The 16865-nt window shown below is 67.7% G+C and carries 15 protein-coding genes and 1 tRNA gene; 6 read left to right on the top strand and 10 right to left on the bottom strand.

Annotated elements, in window-relative coordinates; translation table 11 throughout:
- Positions 1-53 precede the first annotated feature (53 nt).
- From lysA to GY812_00495, 3 genes are read right to left on the bottom strand one after another with little or no spacing between them, the layout of a single operon-like run.
- Complete coding sequence (lysA, locus tag GY812_00505) at positions 54-1328, bottom strand: diaminopimelate decarboxylase (GenBank protein ID MCP4433965.1); 1275 nt, start codon at positions 1326-1328, stop codon at positions 54-56.
- The gene (locus GY812_00500; protein ID MCP4433964.1) at positions 1325-2956 is read right to left on the bottom strand and encodes an arginine--tRNA ligase; all 1632 of its coding nucleotides are present in this window, start codon (positions 2954-2956) and stop codon (positions 1325-1327) included. Before GY812_00500 ends, lysA begins: the two co-directional genes overlap by 4 nt.
- 37 nt (positions 2957-2993) lie before the next feature.
- The gene (locus tag GY812_00495) at positions 2994-3254 is read right to left on the bottom strand and encodes a DUF1971 domain-containing protein (protein ID MCP4433963.1); all 261 of its coding nucleotides are present in this window, start codon (positions 3252-3254) and stop codon (positions 2994-2996) included.
- A 167-nt stretch (positions 3255-3421) separates the two neighbouring features.
- Between GY812_00495 and GY812_00490 the strand changes: the two genes are divergently transcribed.
- A tRNA-Arg gene (locus GY812_00490) sits at positions 3422-3496 on the top strand.
- A gap of 88 nt (positions 3497-3584) precedes the next feature.
- On the opposite strand, the gene GY812_00485 is transcribed toward GY812_00490, so the two are convergent.
- Both GY812_00485 and GY812_00480 read right to left on the bottom strand, forming a co-directional pair.
- Positions 3585-5327, bottom strand: a complete 1743-nt coding sequence (locus GY812_00485; GenBank protein MCP4433962.1) for a hypothetical protein — start codon at positions 5325-5327, stop codon at positions 3585-3587.
- Between the two features lie 57 nt (positions 5328-5384).
- A complete protein-coding gene (locus GY812_00480) occupies positions 5385-6842 on the bottom strand; it encodes an LCP family protein (GenBank protein MCP4433961.1) in 1458 nt (485 codons plus the stop codon).
- Positions 6843-7055: 213 nt separating this feature from the next.
- Between GY812_00480 and GY812_00475 the strand changes: the two genes are divergently transcribed.
- Complete coding sequence (locus GY812_00475) at positions 7056-7850, top strand: methyltransferase domain-containing protein (GenBank protein ID MCP4433960.1); 795 nt, start codon at positions 7056-7058, stop codon at positions 7848-7850.
- Between the two features lie 30 nt (positions 7851-7880).
- On the opposite strand, the gene GY812_00470 is transcribed toward GY812_00475, so the two are convergent.
- A complete protein-coding gene (locus GY812_00470; protein MCP4433959.1) occupies positions 7881-9128 on the bottom strand; it encodes an acyl-CoA dehydrogenase in 1248 nt (415 codons plus the stop codon).
- A 270-nt stretch (positions 9129-9398) separates the two neighbouring features.
- Between GY812_00470 and GY812_00465 the strand changes: the two genes are divergently transcribed.
- Complete coding sequence (locus tag GY812_00465) at positions 9399-10571, top strand: 4Fe-4S dicluster domain-containing protein (GenBank protein MCP4433958.1); 1173 nt, start codon at positions 9399-9401, stop codon at positions 10569-10571.
- A gap of 396 nt (positions 10572-10967) precedes the next feature.
- Here GY812_00465 and GY812_00460 read toward each other — a convergent pair whose 3' ends face one another.
- From GY812_00460 to GY812_00450, 3 genes are all read right to left on the bottom strand, one after another.
- Complete coding sequence (locus GY812_00460; GenBank protein ID MCP4433957.1) at positions 10968-11366, bottom strand: hypothetical protein; 399 nt, start codon at positions 11364-11366, stop codon at positions 10968-10970.
- A 110-nt stretch (positions 11367-11476) separates the two neighbouring features.
- Complete coding sequence (locus tag GY812_00455) at positions 11477-12682, bottom strand: UPF0104 family protein (protein ID MCP4433956.1); 1206 nt, start codon at positions 12680-12682, stop codon at positions 11477-11479.
- A 77-nt stretch (positions 12683-12759) separates the two neighbouring features.
- Positions 12760-13464 (bottom strand): uracil-DNA glycosylase, encoded by a 705-nt coding sequence (locus tag GY812_00450; GenBank protein ID MCP4433955.1) that lies wholly within the window; start codon positions 13462-13464, stop codon positions 12760-12762.
- A gap of 79 nt (positions 13465-13543) precedes the next feature.
- Between GY812_00450 and GY812_00445 the strand changes: the two genes are divergently transcribed.
- The 3 genes from GY812_00445 to GY812_00435 are packed head-to-tail and all read left to right on the top strand — an operon-like array spanning position 13544 to position 15523.
- Positions 13544-14215, top strand: a complete 672-nt coding sequence (locus GY812_00445; protein MCP4433954.1) for an MSMEG_4193 family putative phosphomutase — start codon at positions 13544-13546, stop codon at positions 14213-14215.
- A complete protein-coding gene (locus GY812_00440) occupies positions 14212-14769 on the top strand; it encodes a DUF3090 family protein (GenBank protein MCP4433953.1) in 558 nt (185 codons plus the stop codon). The genes GY812_00445 and GY812_00440 overlap by 4 nt, the downstream gene beginning before the upstream one ends.
- Before the next feature lie 58 nt (positions 14770-14827).
- Positions 14828-15523, top strand: coding sequence for an SCO1664 family protein (locus GY812_00435; GenBank protein ID MCP4433952.1), 696 nt, complete (start codon positions 14828-14830; stop codon positions 15521-15523).
- Between the two features lie 4 nt (positions 15524-15527).
- On the opposite strand, the gene GY812_00430 is transcribed toward GY812_00435, so the two are convergent.
- Positions 15528-16835 (bottom strand): FAD-binding protein, encoded by a 1308-nt coding sequence (locus tag GY812_00430; GenBank protein ID MCP4433951.1) that lies wholly within the window; start codon positions 16833-16835, stop codon positions 15528-15530.
- Positions 16836-16865 lie beyond the last annotated feature (30 nt).

The raw sequence follows: 16865 nt of genomic DNA, 5'->3' as shown, positions 1-16865 counted from the left end.
TGAGTGGCTCAGCACACGCGAGCCGCGCATGGGCGGGGGTCGACGGGGCGGGCTCAGCCGACGTCGGTGGAGAGGAGGTCCGCGATGGTCTCGCGGCGGACCACGAGGCGGGCCTCGCTGTCACGCACGAAGACCACGGCGGGGCGCAGGACCTTGTTGTAGTTGCTACCCATCGAATGCCCGTATGCACCGGTCACCGGCGTGGCCACGATGTCGCCGACAGCGAGGTCACCGGGCAGGCGGCCCTCGCGCACGATCACGTCGCCGGACTCGCAGTGCTTGCCGACCAGACGCACCGGCAACTCGCGCTCGGCCTGGCCGGCTCGCGGCAGGAACGTCTCGTAGCCCGAGCCGTAAAGCACGGGGCGCGGGTTGTCGCTCATGCCACCGTCGACGGCCACGTATGTGCGGATGCCGGGAATGAACTTCACCGCGCCCACCGAGTAGAGCGTCACGGCGGCCTGCGCCGCGATGGACCTGCCGGGCTCGGCCGAGATGGCGGCCTCAATGCCGGCCTCACGACACGTCCGCACGATGGCACCCGCCCATGCCGAGATGGTCGGCGCCTCTTCGCCCTCGACATAGGCCACACCCAGGCCGCCACCGACGATCAGCTCGGGGAGCCCCTCGGAGCGCACGAAGGGAGCCACCGAGCGGAGGCCCTCCAGGAAGTTCTCCACGCTGAAGACCTGTGACCCGATGTGCATGTGCAGCCCGACGACCTCCATCGCGTCCGATGCACGCGCAGCCTGTACGGCCTCGTGGGCCTGGCCGGTGGACAGCGGGAAACCGAACTTGGAGTCGAGGTTGCCGGTCTGCACGTGCTCGTGGGTGTGGACCTCGATGCCCGGATTGACCCGCAACAACACCCTGGGTGCGGGAAGCCCCTCAGCAACGAGGGCCTCGATCCGGTGGAACTCCTCGATGCAGTCGACCACGACCCGCCCGACGCCGGAGTCGAGGGCGGCGCGCAGCTCCCACACCGCCTTGTTGTTGCCGTGCATCACGAGACGGTCAGCGGGTACGCCGGCCGCGAGCGCCACGGCCAACTCACCACCAGTTGCGACGTCGAGCCGCATGCCTTCTTCGTGCACGAGTCGGGCCATGGACCGACACAGGAACGCCTTGGTCGCGTAGATCGCCCCGTCGGAGCCGAGAGCCTCCACGGCCTCTGCGGCACGGGCTCGCAGATGTGCCTCGTCGTAGACGAACAACGGGGTGCCGAAGTCGTGCGCGACGTCGATCAGGTCGACACCCCCGATCGAGACCCGACCGTCTTCGGCAACGGATGCCGTGTCTGGCAACAACCCCGGCGGCAGCGCGCTCACATCGACTCCGGCGCGTCCACACCGAGCAGATCGAGACCCACGCGCAGGCCGATGCGGGCCGACTCCGCCAACCACAAGCGAGCCTGGCGCAAGTCATCTGGCGTGTCGGGCGAGAGGATCGGGCAATCGTGGTAGAAGCCGTGCACCGACGCGGCCAGGTCGCGCACCCATGTGGTGACCTTGTGTGGCGCCCGCTCGCGGGCGGCCAGCTCGACCGTTGCCGGTAGCTCCTGCAGGGCCCGCAGCACCGCAAGCTCGCGTTCGTGTACCAACAGGGAGATATCTGCGTCGGCCAGCGGCAGGCGCTCGACTCCCCGTTCGGCGGCCACGCGGCCGATCGAGTTGAGCCGGGCGTTGGCCATCTGCACATAGAACACCGGGTTCTCGTTGGATTCAGCGATGGCCAGGTCGAGGTCCACGGTCTGTGGCGAGTCGATCGACTGGAGCAGGTAGGTGAGTCGCACCGCGTCGGGACCGATCTCGTCGATCAGCTCCTCGAGCGTCACCAGGTCACCGGACCGCTTCGAGATCTTCACTTCCTCCCCGTCGCGTTCGAGGCGCACCAGCTGCGTGATCACCATCTCGAGGTCGTCCGGGGGATGGCCCAGGGCTTCGGCGGCAGCTTTCATGCGCGCGACGTAGCCGTGATGGTCGGCGCCGAGCACGTCAACCAGCACGTCCCAGCCGCGGCTGTACTTGTCACGGTGGTAGGCGATGTCCGGCAGTAGGTAGGTGAACTCGCCATCGCTCTTGACCAGCACCCGGTCCTTGTCGTCTCCGAAGTCGGTCGACCGCAGCCACACCGCCCCGTCGCGATCGTCGACCACTCCCCTCTCCCGCAGGTCCGCCAGTGTCTGCTCGATCGCGCCAGAAGCCACCATGTCGCGTTCCGAGAACCAGTGGTCGAAGTGCACGTTGAGCAACTCGAGCACCCTGCGCTGGTCGCCGAGCGCGTGTGCGTAGCCCCACTCGAGCGGATCGGCACCAGCCGGCATGAGCTGCGCCCAGTCGGCCACGTACTGGCCCAGGTATCCACCCTCGGGTGGCTCCTGGCCGGCGGCGCGAGCCTCAAGACTCGTCGCGAACGTGAGCATCTGCACGCCACGGTCGTTGATGTAGAACTCGCGCCCGACATCGAATCCGGCGAACCCCAGCAGCCGGGCCAGGGCATCCCCGTAGGTTGCGCCGCGGGCGTGTCCGGCATGTACAGGGCCGGTCGGGTTGGCCGACACGAACTCCACGAGCACCCTACGCCCGTCGCCCAGGCTGCTGCGCCCGTAGTCCGGTCCGGCCGCGACCACGACGGGCAGCAACTCTTGCAGCCACGACGGCTCGAGACGGAAGTTGACGAATCCCGGTCCGGCTATCTCCACGTCGGCGACGTGCGGTATGCCGGCGGAGCGCAGCGCTTCGGCCAGCTCGGTTGCCAGGTCGCGCGGATTGCGCCCGTTGCGCTTGCCGAGTGCCAAGGCCGTGTTGGTCGAGAAGTCGCCGTGATCGGCAATCGCCGGCTTCTCCAGATGGACGCCTTCGGGTGACTCCGGCACCCCGTCCAGCCCGAGGGGCACCAGGACGGCGTGAATCGCGTTGCGGATCGCGTCAGGGGCGAGTGGCGTGTCGGAACTCATGGCAGGGGCGATGGTACCGGTGCCGCCGGCGCGGGCTTCAGCCCGTTTGCGAGCCGGCTCGGTGGAATTCGATGCAGAACCTTGAATGGCCCGCGAGTTCCACGTGATGGACGAGCCCGGGCGGCACGATCTGGACGTCTCCCTCAGCCAGGTCGCGCGACTCCCCGTCGTCCTCGGACACGAACTTCACCTGACCTACCAGCACGCGAAGGCGACCCCAGGCGCCGGATGCGATCTCGTGTGACTCGAGCAGCGCCGGCAGGACCGTGTCGGGTGTGAACTCGGGAGTGGTTCGCACGAGTTCGACGTCGGGGGCATCTGGATGTCGGCAAGCACAAGTGGTGTGTACCACAGCCCCGACCGCCCGGGCCCACGGCCGTGTCGTCACTCACCCGACAGCACGCGCGACCGCCAGGATCGGGTTCCCGGCGTATCAAGGCGAACCGCTACGATTCGCAGACCCGAGCCCCCGTAGCTCAGGGGATAGAGCATTGGCCTCCGGAGCCATGTGCGCAGGTTCGAATCCTGCCGGGGGCGCCACCGCCACCGCCGCTGCATCCTGACCCGGCCGGCTCCCGACGAAGCGGGCAGGGCATGGGGAGTGGCATGTGTGTTCGCCAGTCGCCAACTACGCACCCGCAGTGATGCCGATGCAGCGATCATCAGGCCTCGGCTTCTCGTGATACGGGTGCAGGTTGACGTGCCCCGCCGGCGTGACCGCAGCGACCACCAGGGCATCAGCCAGATCGTCGTCATCGAGTACCCGCACCTGCCCGCCGTCGGCAATCAGGTGGCCCACATCTGTGTCGGTGACATCGGGTCCGAAGGCGAGTGCTGTTGCCGCCGCCTCGAGGCGCCGTTCCACGAGCGATTCCTCCCCGTGCAGCACCCGGTGCACATGGCGGCGGCCGAGTCGCTCGATCAGCATCGCGGTCACCAGGTTCTCGGTGAGCCCGGCGTGCAGGCTCACCACGGCCTTTGCGGCTCCTGTGTCGGTGATGCGCGAGCGCAGGTCGGAGTCGGGGTCGAGCAGCGATGCGGTCGGCACATCCTCCTGTCGACCTTCGATCTTCACTTCCGGGTTGGATGTGATCAGGAGCACCGACACGTCGAGATCCCGGAAGCATCGCGCCATGTCCACCATCCAGGCGTCGTTGCCCACGAGAACGACCCCCTGCGGTGGCGGTAGCCGGACGCCGAGCAAGCCGGCCACCAGCCCCGCTGACAAGCCGTACACCACTCCGGCTCCGAGGACCACGCCGAAGACCACCGGGAGCAGGAAGTCCGCGTCGAGTCCGGCCGACGCCAGCGAACCGGCGAAGGCTGCCGCGGTCGCCGCGGCAACCACGCCCCTGGGGTCAACCCAGGCGATCAGGGCACGGTCGCGCCAGCCGATCTGCGAACCGATCATCGAAAGCCCCACCGCGACCGGTCGAACGACCACCACCAGCGCAGCCACCAGCAGCGGGATGCGCCAGCCGAAGCTGAGCATGTCGCCGACGTCCACGAGCGCGCCGAGCACTATGAAAAGCGAGCCGATGATCAGCACCTCGAGTGTCTCGCCGAAGCCCGAAATGCGTGATGTCGGCACTATCGGCTGGTTCGCCGCAACTACTCCGAGCACGACTGTGGCGAACAAGCCTGCCTCTGACAGGAACAGTTCGGCGGTGGTGAATGCTGCGACTGCGAACAGCAGGGCGACCGCGGCTTCCATGCTGTCGGAGATGTAGAAGCGCGACATCAGGAACACGAGCAGGATGCCGAACGCTGCGCCGACCCCCACGCCAAGAAGGAGCCGGCCGCCCATCTGCATCACCGGATGCAGCCCCAGTCGCTCCGATGCGAGCACGAGGTTGAGCACAACCACGCCGAGACTCGCTCCGATCGGGTCGAGCATCGTGCCCTCCCAACGCAGGATGGCGCCGGTGGGTTCGCGGGGTCGCACGGTGCGCAGCAGCGGACCTATGACGGTCGGGCCACTGACCACGAGGATCGCCCCTGTGAGCAGCGACAGGTCGGAACTGATTCCGATGATGAAGTAGACGGCGGCCGCGCTGGCCAGAAAGGTCACGATGACACCGATCACCGTGAGGCGGATTACCGGGCCGCGCGCCATCTTGGGCAGGTCCTTGATGCGCAGCTGGAGCCCGGACTGGAACAAGAGCAGTCCGACCAGCATCGTGACCCCCGGGAAGAGAGTGTCCCCGAACAGCTCCTCGGGGTCCACCAGGTCGAGGACGCTTCCGGCCAGGAGTCCGAACGGCAGCAACAGCAGCAATGATGGGAAGGAGCGGCGCCGAGCGATCGATTGGGCGCCGACTCCCAGCACGACGATCGCGGCGAGGCCGACCATGATCTGGGTGTCGCTCACGGCGAGCAGTCTTGTCGCCGCAGCCGGGTTTTCAAGTGATGGCCCCCGGCCATCGGATCAGGTGCAGACGACGCCCTCGGGTGCCACTCCGGGAGCCCAGCCCGGTTGGGTGGTGGTCGTGGTTGTCGATGGACCGGCCGTTGTCGACCCGGCGCTGCCATCTCCGGCGCCAACGGGCTCCTCGGCCGGCGCTGTGACCGGGGCCGTGGTGGTGTTCGTCGTGTCGGCCGGCTCGTTGACTTCGGGGGGTTCTGCCACCGTGCGGAAGTCGCTGCCGAGCTCGATGGTCACCTGGCCTGGCGACAGGTCCTCGTCTTCGAGGATCCCAGGTGTCGGACCGAGCCACGATGCCACGAGCTGGGCCATCCGCTGGGCGCCTGGCGCATGGGACACCGTTGTGCGCGATACCTCGTCCTGTGCGGTCTCAACTGCGTCGAGTCCGAAACCGCCGCTGTCGAGTACGTAGCTGACCCGCCGGGCCTCGCCGTCGACACCGCCGCCGTTGTAGATGGACACGGTTATGTCGGACGGGCTCGGGGGCGGAACGGTGGTTGTCGTGACGACGCCAGGGGCACCGACCCCGCGGAAGAACTCCAGGGTCGCAGCGCTGGCTGCCTCATCGAGCAACAGGACGGCCGCGCCTCCGCTGGTGGTGTGTGGCTCGACTGCCAGGACGTGTGTCTGCAGACGCTGGGGGTCGAAGTCGGAGAACCGCTCGCCGAGGGCGAGGATGTCCCTGAACCCGAGCCCGGAGTCGACCTTTGTCGACTCGAGACCTGCGTTGACGAGGCTCGTGAGCTTCGCCACGTCACCGAGGCCCAGTGTGCGGGACTTGGCGAGCGCCGCCCGCATGAGCGTCTGCTGTCGGGTCATCCGGCCGAGGTCGCCGGAACCGTCGCTCTTCCAGCCGGCATCGGTGCGGTACTGCAGGTGTCGTGAGCGGGCGAATGCGAGGCCCTGTTGGCCGTCGAGAACGACGCATCCGGTGGAGTCGATGCGCAGTCCGGAGTTCGCGTCGCGGACCTCGGTGTCGAAGTACATGGGCACGCCACCGAGGGTGTCGATCAGCCGCTGGAAGCCGTTGAAGTCGACTTCGGCGAAGTGGTGGATCGGTATGCCGAGGTTGTCACTGATGGTGTCGATGAGGGTCTGTGTCGAGTCGGCATACGCCGAGTTGATCCTCTGCTTCTGGCCGTCGGGCAACGTGACCCACAGGTCACGCGGGATCGAAAGCACGTCGATCCGGTCGCTGCCGGGGTCGACACGCAGCACGGCGATGCTGTCGGAACGCTGCCCGCCGGGGACCTCGTCGCCCAGCATCACGCCGGCCATCGGATCGTCGCTGGTGATCTCCGAGCGGCTGTCGGAGCCGATCACGAGGTAGTTGCGCGGTTCTCCGGAGACTGTTTCGGCGAGGTCGAGGTCGATCCGGTCGACCTTCTGGTAGGTCCACCAGCCGTAGCCGGCCACGGCGGCGGCCAGCACGACGATGACCGCGAGTACGCCGACGAGCACCCGGGGCCAGCGCCGTTTCGACGGAGACTCTCGGGGGCGTCGCCGCACGGTCGGCTCAGGATCCTCGCCGGGACCGGGCCGCTGCGGTCTCGGGGGTCGTTCGTTCCCTGCCACTGCAACACAACCGTAACGCGAGGGGGCTCAGACCCTGAACACCGTGAGGTACGCGAAACCGCCTCTCTGGTGATCCCCTCAGGCTGCTGTACTGGCCAGATGGCCGATCGTTACACCCACGGGCATTCCGAAGCGGTGCTGCGTTCGCACCGGTGGCGCACCGCCGCAAACTCCGCGGCGCACCTTCTCCCCCATCTCGAGGCCGGGCAGCGGCTGCTTGATGTGGGGTGCGGGCCCGGCAATATCACCGGGGAACTTGCTGGCCTGGTGGAGCCTGGCGAGGTCGTGGGCATCGACATGTCCGCCGAGGTGGTTGCACAGGCCGAGGCCGACGTTGGGCAGGTTGAGAACCTGTCGCTGCGCACCGCCGATGTGTACGAACTGCCCTTCAAGGAAGGCGACTTCGACGTGGTCCATGCGCATCAGGTGCTCCAGCACCTCGCCGACCCGCACGCTGCGCTGCTGGAGATGCGGCGGGTGCTGGTCGATGGTGGTGTGCTGGCGGTGCGCGACTCGGACTACGGCTCGTTCATGTGGTCACCCGATGACCCACTGCTCGACCGCTGGATCGCGCTGCACCACGCCGCCGCCACCGCCAACGGTGCCGATGCCGATGCCGGCCGCCACCTGCTCGGCTGGGTGCGCGATGGCGGCTTCCGCGAGGCCGTCTATTCGAGCTCCACCTGGACCTATGCCACTCCCGGAGAGTGCGGCTGGTGGGGCACGCTCTGGGCGGACCGGATCGAGGGATCCGCGTTCACCGAGCAGGTGCTCGGTTCGGGCCTTTCCACCCGCGCCGAGATCGAGGCAATCGCGGGCGCGTTCCGGCGGTGGGCGGTGGCACCCAACGCCTCGTTCGTGTGCGTGCACGGCGAGGTGATCGCCCGCAAGTAGGCAGACCGCCTTTGTCTGTCGACAGCCGGGCTACCCGGCCGCAGCCGGCGGCTTCGGTTCGCGGGGCAGGCCGAGGACCTTCTCCCCGACGATGTTGCGCTGGATCTCCGCCGTGCCACCCCAGATGGTCTCGGAGCGGGAGAAGAAGAACGACGACACCATTGGGCTCACCGGGTAGGCGTCGCGCCCCTCACCCCGGAGCGCGCCGGGCCATGAGCCGGACTCGGGGCCGGCGGTGGACAGGAACGCCTCGACGCCCCAGATGTCGAGGGCGAGTTCCATGGCATCGCGGTGCATCTCGGACCAGAACATCTTGTTGCCGGCACCAAGCGCGGTGACACCGAAGTCCTTGCGTTTGTTGACCGTGGCGGTGAGCGACCGCAGGCCGTTGATCCGCAGGATCTGGAACTTCGTGTAGTACTCCATGAGCCGCTGTCGGATGAGCGGGTCCTCGATGGCGCCGTTCTCGGTGGCCTTCTCCACCATCACCCGGTACTCCTCGGCGAATCGGCGGTAGCCGGTGGTGGCGGACATGCCGCGCTCGAAGCCCAGCGTGTCGTTGGCGACCTTCCAGCCGTTGTTGACGCCACCGACGACGTTGTCGATCGGGCAGCGCGCATCGGCGAAGAACACCTCGTTGAACTCGGCGGTGCCGTCGGGCTGGGTGATGCCACGCACCTCGATGCCGTCCTGCTTCATCGGCACGAGCAGGTATGTGATGCCGGCCTGCTTTTTCACGTCGGGGTCGGTACGGGCGAGCAGGAAGCAGTAGTCGGCGAACTGGGCCTGGGTGGTCCACACCTTCTGGCCGTTGATGACCCACTCGTCGCCGTCCTGTACGGCGGTGGTCTTGAGCGACGCCAGGTCGGAACCGGAGTCGGGCTCGGAGAAGCCCTGGCACCAACTCATGGTGCCGTCGAGGATCTTGGGCAGGAAGAACTTCTTCTGTTCCTCGGTGCCGTTGGCGAGGATCGTGGGGCCGACGAGGGTGTCGCCGAAGAAGTCGGCGCGCATCGGGGCCTTGGCGTTCGCGAACTCTTCCGCGAGCACCACGCCCTGCATGGTGGTCAGACCCTTGCCGCCGTACTCCTCGGGCCATGTGGCACAGATCCAGCCGCCGTCATGGAGCCTGGACGGCCATTGCCTGTTGAAGTCGGCTTTCTCCTCGGCAGTCATCTCGAACCCCTCGTCGAACCAGCCGTCGGGCAGGTTCTCCTCGAGCCAGGAACGAATGACTGTGCGGAACTCAACGGCTTCGGGGGGATAGGTCAGGTCCATTTCCCAATCTTGACTGAGCGGTCAAGCCTTCTCAAGGCGCCGGTGAGCTCCACGAGCAACGCGCCGCCTTGTGGCGGTGCGGCCTGCGAAACAGCATGCGATCGGGCCGGCCTGGCCACCCGGGTGGCCGGGTCCACGTGGTAGCGGCTCCTCGAGTCCCCGGCGTCGCAGCCAGCGCACTGGGCACGGCTGCCCTGGCCCACCCGGTGAGTGGGCTGGGGCGCCCGGGCTGGTAACGCCCGAATCGCACCTCGCCTACGATGCGGAGCCATGACGGTCTCCCACGAGCGCCTCGAAGAGGTGCAGTCCACCCGCTGGCGCAACCAGTGGAAGGAACTGAAGGGCCAGGTCATTGACACCGACCTGTGCACCGGATGCGCAGGCTGTGTGATCAGCTGCCCCCACGACGTGATCGGCTACAACCACGAACAAGGTGGCTACCGACCCTTCCACCTCGAAGACGAGCTCGGGGCCGATGACTGCGTTCACGGCCAGAAGGGCTGCACTTCCTGCACGCGGGCCTGCCCCCGGTTCGGGATCTGGGAAGCCCAGGCCGACGACCACCTGTTCGCGCGCATGCGAGAGGACGACGAGGTTGCAGGGATCTACCAGGACATCCTGCTCACCCGCGCCTCCGACAAGACGGTGCATGAGATGGGCCAGGACGGTGGACTCGTCTCGGCGATCCTCATCTGGGCGATGGAGAACGACTACATCGATGCCTCGCTCGTCTCCTACCTGGAGGGCGACAGGGACTCGTGGAAGGCCAAGCCCGGTGTAGCGGCCACCCGCGAGGAGATCCTCGACGCGGCCGGCAGCCGCTACACGTACTCCGCCAACACCCTGGCGCTTGACGAAGCACTCGAAGCCGGCCATCAGCGTCTCGCCCTCGTGGGCATGAGCTGCCAGAGCTCGGTGCCCCCGGTGATGTGGAGCCGCAAGATCGGCAAGATCGGCAAGCCGATCGTGTTCAACCTCGGGCTGCTCTGCTCCAAGACCTTCGACGACGCGATCTTCGAAGAACTCTTCGAAGCCAAGTACGGCCTGAAGCGCTCCGACATCACCAAGATGAATATCAAGGGCGTGTTCCAGATCTGGACCAAGGACGGCACCTTCCGCGAGGTCAACCTCAAGGAATGCCATGCCTGGACCCGCGACGGCTGCAACCACTGCCCCGACTTCGCGGCCGAGCACGCCGACATCTCCTGTGGCGGCATAGGCGAGAACGCGGACTGGACGCTCACCCTCGTGCGCACCGACCTCGGCCGCGAGATCGTCCGCCGCATGATCGACGAGGGCGTCATAGAAGCCCGCGCGGGCGACTCCGACCCCGGTGCGATCGCCTTGATGCGCAAGCTCGCCGAGCGCTCACGCAGCCGTTGGCCGGCCACCGCCGAGGCCAGCGTGCGCATCGGCGTGCCCGAGGACGTGAAGGCTCACTGAGGGCAGCTCCGCCATGGGCCATTCGGCCCCCAGTTGGGTCCGCCGAATCATTGGCGGGGCAATGGGTCCAACGACTCTCTAGAGCGCCCCGCCGGGCGCCGATCGGATTGCATGCGTCCCAACGCCCTGACCGCGCCGAACGCGGTGCCCCGTCTGGCCGTGCCCACGGCTACCAGCGGCCTCTGGGCGGCGATGGCCGCTCGGTTCCGTTCCCATGAACCCATGCCCACGGTGGAAGTTGCTGAGCTCAGCCCGAGACCATCGATGTTCGAGTACGACCCAGCCGAGGCCGCGCCGCTACACGAGTTCCCCGACGAGCTGCTCTAGAAGGCGTCGCCCCCGGGGTCCGGATACGAAACTCGATGAAACCGACCGGGGCAAGGCGACCGGACCTGGTCAGCCCGGCTCGCCCCGGCAGTCGTCGATGATCTTCGCGATGTTGTCGGGAATCTCGATGTCGTCGCCCGTCTCCGCTTCGGCCTGGCGGTCCTCGAACTCCTTGACCTCGGAGAACGGGATCGAGCCCTCGAATCCGGCGTACATGCACTCGCATTCGGCCACTGGCGTGGTGACCACGGCATCCTTCGACTTGTCCAGCTGGCGGTCGTCGGGGTCCTCCGCTCCGGCGTCCCAGAAATATCCTGAGCATCCGAGCATGTAGTTGTTCTCGTAGTCGTCGCCGTAGTCGGTCGGCTGCGGGTTGACGCCGCAGGCCGCGGACGCGAACACCACGAGCGTCGCTACGACTGCGAGCCGCATGGGAGATTTGGGGGTGGGGCGGGCGGGGTTGCTCATCTGGGCGTCTTCGCTCCGGGAAGGTGATCTGGGGGCCACACCAAGCTAGCGGCCAGCAGACCACGGCCACCATGTCGGGACGCCGGCGAGCGCGGGAACCCGGATCGCCGTCAGGCGGCGGCCTGTGACTTCTGCTTCGCCAACGAGGCGGCCTGCTTGCGCCACACGAGAAACGTGATGATCCCGATGATCACCTGCGGGAAGTAGGACGCAGCACGCCAGACAAGGTCCGCGGCCAGGGCGTCTTCCCTGCTCGCACCCATGGCGGCCATCAACCCGACCATCGCGGCGTCCACAGTGCCAAGGCCACCCGGGGTCACAGGGATGAAGCCGGCCAGGCGGGCGAGGGCGAAGGCAGCGAAGAGCTGGGCCGGATTGATGCCGCCGTCGGACCCGGTGATGCCGAAGTAGGCCACGGCGAGGATCAGGAACTGGCATAACTGCTGGGCGAAGCTCGTGACGGTGAGCCGGCCCCAGCGGTCGTACACGACTCCGCGCAACTGGTCGCGGAACTGCAGGATCGACGCGGTCACGTCGCCCACGCCCTCGTTGCCCGGCGTGGCCGGGTCCTCGCCGGGCGAGATCTGCTCTGTGGCCCCGGCCGAACCGCCTGCCGTGGCGGCTTTGTCACCGCCGGACTTCTTCCTGCGGAACCTCCGCGACAGCGCACCGACGACACGGTCCCCGATCGCGCCCAGGCGGCGTGCCGCGGACTCGCTGCGCAGCACGAGGGCGAACACGACGACGAGCAGCACGATGGCGGCCAGGCCGACCAGCGCTCCGACCACCTCATTGGATTCGGCTCCGCCCTGGAACACGAGGATCAGCACGCCGAGCACGGGCAGGCCGAGCGTGACGAACAGGTTCCACACGCTTGTGGCCGCGATCGCGGTCGTGGTGGCCGCGGCGCCGTAGTTGTACCCCGACAACATTGCGTACTGGACGCCGAGCCCGAAAGCGCCACCGGCCGGCACCACGTTGGAGATCATGAATGATGTCTGGCGCACGACGAAGCCATGGCCGTAGCTGAGCCCTGGGAGCGCCGCCTGGTACGGCAACACGTAGACGAAGATGTTGATGATCGTGACCGCAATGAGGGCCACCACCGCCACGGTGGACATCTTCTGGATCGATTCCCATGCATCGCTGTAGTTGGCGAACTGCGGGAAGATGCCGACGAACACCACCACGAGAACCGCAACCGTCAACAGCCCGGCGAAGATCTGCTTCTTGCGATCGAGCTTGCCGGTGGGCACGCCCGAGCCGGCTGTGGCGTCGGCCGCAGCGTCGCTCGTGCTCTCGTCGGGCGCGGTCACCCGGTCCACGGTAGGCGGGAGATGGGGCAGATAGGTGGCAAAAGGCGCAATGGGTGCCCCAACGGTTCCTGGCCGGATCAGTCGGCAGCCAACTCCAGCGCCCGGGTGAACACCGAATCGAGCATCTCCTCGGTCAGGCGTCCGGTGAATGTGTTCTGTTGGCTCACGTGGTACGAGCCGAGCAACACCGTTCCATCCGGCGCAGTCACCTCGGAACCGTGGCCGAACCTGGGCCTGGGCCTGATCCCCAACAGCCGTGCCACCTCGGCGTGGCCGAAGCCCCCCAGGGCGACCACCACGCGCAGGTCGGCGAGCAGGTCGAACTCATCGATCATCCACGGACCGCATGCGTCGCGCTCAGCCGCAGTGGGCTTGTTGGCAGGAGGGGCGCACTTCACCGGCGACGTGACCCAGGAGCCGATCAGCTCGAGGCCGTCGTCGGCTGCGGTGGACTCGGCCTGACTGGCCAGCCCGGCACGGTGCATCGCCCGGTACAGCCAGTCACCGGAGCGGTCGCCGGTGAACATCCGACCGGTGCGGTTGGCTCCGTGAGCCGCCGGCGCAAGCCCGACTACGGCGATGCGGGCCGCAGGATCCCCCCAGCCCGGCACGGGTCGACCCCAGTACTCCTCATCCGCGTATGCGGCACGCTTCTCGGTGGCCACCTGTTCGCGCCATTCGACGAGGCGCGGGCACTCGCGGCAACTGCAGACCCGCTCCGCGAGCCCTTCCAGTGCGGCTGCTCGCCGTTGTAGGTCCGCATCCGTGTCAGGTTCGCCCATCCGGGCATCCTCGCGCGCTGCCGACCGCTCCCCCACGCCCGGTACCGTCACCCGGCCCGGACGTCCCTAGGATCGGTTCATGGCCACGCGCCGACCCAGAACCAGAACCAAGCAAGCGACGAAGGCCAAGGGACCGACGACAGTGCTGCTCGTGCGCCATGGCCGCACGTCCACAACCGGATCGGTATTGCCCGGCAGGGCGCCCGGCCTGCACCTCTCCGATGAGGGAACCACCCAGGCCGAAGCGGCGGCGGCAAGGATCGCCCCGCTCCAGCCCCACGCAATCTACGCCTCACCCATGGAGCGAACCCGTGAGACCGCGGCCCCGATCGCGAAGGCAGCCGGCCTGCGCACACGTACCGCAAAGGGGCTGATCGAGTGCGATTTCGGCGACTGGACAGGCAAGAAGCTGTCGAACCTGCGCCGCAAGCCCGAGTGGGCCACGGTGCAGCACGCGCCGAGCACGTTCCGCTTTCCCGACGGTGAGTCGTTCGCACAGATGCAGCAGCGGATCTGGGACGAGCTCGAGAGGCTTGTCGTGTCCCATCCGGGTGAACGGATCGTGGCGGTGAGTCATGCCGATCCGATCAAGGCAGCGGTGGCGATGGCCTCGGGCGTACACCTCGACAACTTCCAGCGACTCGTCGTATCACCATGCTCGGTCACCGCCTTGCTCTTCGGCGCCGGTGCACCCATCGTGTTGTGTGTGAACACGATCGACGGCAACCTCACACAACTGGCGGTCTCGTGAGCGAGTCGGGCTCCTTCGAATTCGAACACGTCGATGCGTTCGTGCCGGGCGCGATCGGCGAACCGGGCGACCGCACCTTCTACCTGCAGGCGCGGGTGGGTGAGCAGGTCGTGTCGCTGCGCTGCGAGAAGCAGCAGGTGGGAATGCTCGGCCGCTACCTGGGCCAGCTGGCGGAGGCCCTCGGCCCGGTCGAGCCCGACCGCGACGTTGTCGGACTGGTGGAGCCGGTCGAGGAGCGTTGGGCTGTCGGCCAGCTCTCGGTTGGCGTCGATGAGGTCAACGGGCGGATCCTCGTGACCGCCGAAGAGCTGCTGGTTGAGCAGGTGGAGATCGAAGGCGGTGAGGACATCGGCGACGACGAGCTCGAGGCCCTGCTCGAGACAGCGGGCGAGTTGATGGGCGACCCGGCAGAGGCGAGGTTCGTGCTCACGGCCGGCCAGGCCGTCGCCTTCGGCGAGGTGGCCGAGGAGCTGCTGTCAGCCGGCCGGCCCTCCTGCCGGCTGTGTGGAGCGCCCATGGACCCCGAGGGCCATGCCTGCCCCCGCTGGAACTGAGGGCGACCCCTCACCGTTCGTCTACGACGCCACTGTCGCGCCCGCGCAGACCGAGGCGATGGTCGAGTTGTTGCAGCACGGTGAAGTCGACGTGCTCGGACTGATGCCCTGGTCCTCCAACGGGACCTACCTCACCGAGGTGCGCTGCGGGGACGACCACGCCCCGGCCATCTACAAGCCCGGTGGTGGCGAGCGCCCGCTGTGGGACTTCCCCGATGGACTGTGGGAGCGAGAGGTGGCCATGTGGGAGCTCTCCGAGGTGCTGGGCTTCGGGTTGGTGCCGCCCACGGTCGGACGCGACGAAGGCCCGATGGGTGAGGGGTCATTGCAGGCGTTCGTACCGGCCCGCTTCGAGGAGCACTACTTCACGCTGCGCGAGATGGAGCTGGAGGGTCTGCAAGACGACCTGCGCCGGTTGTGCGTGCTCGACCTCGTCGCCAACGCGACCGACCGCAAGGGCGGGCACTGCCTGATCGACGACGACGACCGGCTGTGGGCGATCGACAACGGTCTGAGCTTCCACCGCGAGTTCAAGCTCCGAACGGTGATCTGGGACTTCGCGGGCGAGCAGGTTCCGGCACCGATGCTGGAGCCACTGCGCGAACTGATCGACGGCGGTGTGCCCGATCGGCTTGCGCGGTGGCTGTCGAAACCCGAGTGCGAGGCGCTCACGTCGCGCGCCGGCGGCGTGCTGGCCTCGCGGCACTTCCCCCATGACCCGACCGGCCGGCGTTACCCCTGGCCGCTGGTCTGAGCAGTCACCTCGCGCTGGCGGTGGGGCCGAAGCAGCGGTGGGTGTACGCGTTCTCGAACGTGCCGTCGGGGTCGAGACGGGCGCGGGCGGCCTGGAAGTCATCCCACCGCGGGTACACCGGCTCCAGATCCTCCGCCCTGCGGAAGTGGAGCTTGCCCCAGTGGGGCCTGCCGTCGTGTGCTCGCATGATGTCCTCCACGGCGTGGAAGTAGCGCTCATAGGGCGTGCCCCTGAATGCGTGCACTGCGATGTAGCCGGTCGCACGGCCGTACGCGGTGGACAGTGCGATGTCGTCGCCGGCGACCGCGCGCACCTCGATGGGGAACATCGTGGGGCTGTCGGTCGAGTCGATCCATGACCGCACCTGGGCCAGGGCCTCCGTGGTCGCCTCGAGGGGCACCGCGTACTCCATCTCCACGAAACGCACCCGCCGCGGGGTCGCGAGCACCTGGAACGACGGCTCGTTGTACTCGACCCGGCCCGGTCCCGGGACCAGACGTGCGAGTCGCGGCACCGCCGACGGCCGCGCCTTGCCGATCACGTTGGCCAACCCGAAAGCAGCGTTGGCGTAGAGCGTCTCGTGGCGCCACCGGTTGACACGGCTGCGGGGCTGGAGCGGATCGTGGTTGCGCCGGTTGGTCTTGGTCAGCGCCCAACCGGTGTGGGGTACGTAGAAGAACTCGAAGTGGTCATTGGAGGCCACGAGGTCATCGAAGGACGAGACCACTTCGTCCACGCGGCGCGGCTCCTCGATGGCGTGCAGGTGAAACGCCGGCACTACGCGCAACGTGATCGTCGAGACGATGCCGAGTGCGCCAACGCCCACCCGAGCCACCGAGAGCAGTTCCGGGTTGTGCTCCTCGCTGCATTCGACGACCTCACCGCAGCCCGTCACGATCCGCATGCCCACGATTCCCGCGGCCAGGTTGGGGAACCGGAGGCCTGTGCCATGCGTGGCAGTCGACGTGGCGCCGGCAAGGGACTGCACGTCGATGTCGCCGAGGTTCTCGAGTGCGAATCCGCGGCTCCACAGGTATCGCGAGATCTGGTGTAGCTGGGCACCCGCCTGCACTGTGAGCAACCCAGCGGCCGCATCGAGGTCGAGTACCCGGCTGTAGTCCTCGAGCGAGAGGAGCACTCCGTCGGTGAGCGCCGCGTCGGTGAACGAATGCCCGGCACCGAACGCCTTCACGTGTCGGCCATCGGTCGCGGCGCGAGCCACGATCTCGCAGATCTCGTGCTCGGTGGTGGGGTGCTTCAGCTCGACGAGCGCTCGCTGGTTGCCGGCCCAGTTGGTCCAGATCTGCGGCATCGGGTCCCCCGGAGAAACGTTCAGCGGCCC

It is taken from the genome of Actinomycetes bacterium (assembly GCA_024222295.1).
GTDB lineage: Bacteria > Actinomycetota > Acidimicrobiia > Acidimicrobiales > Microtrichaceae > JAAEPF01.
Note: the sequence above shows the minus strand (reverse complement) of the source record. Positions and strands in the feature narration are given on the sequence as shown.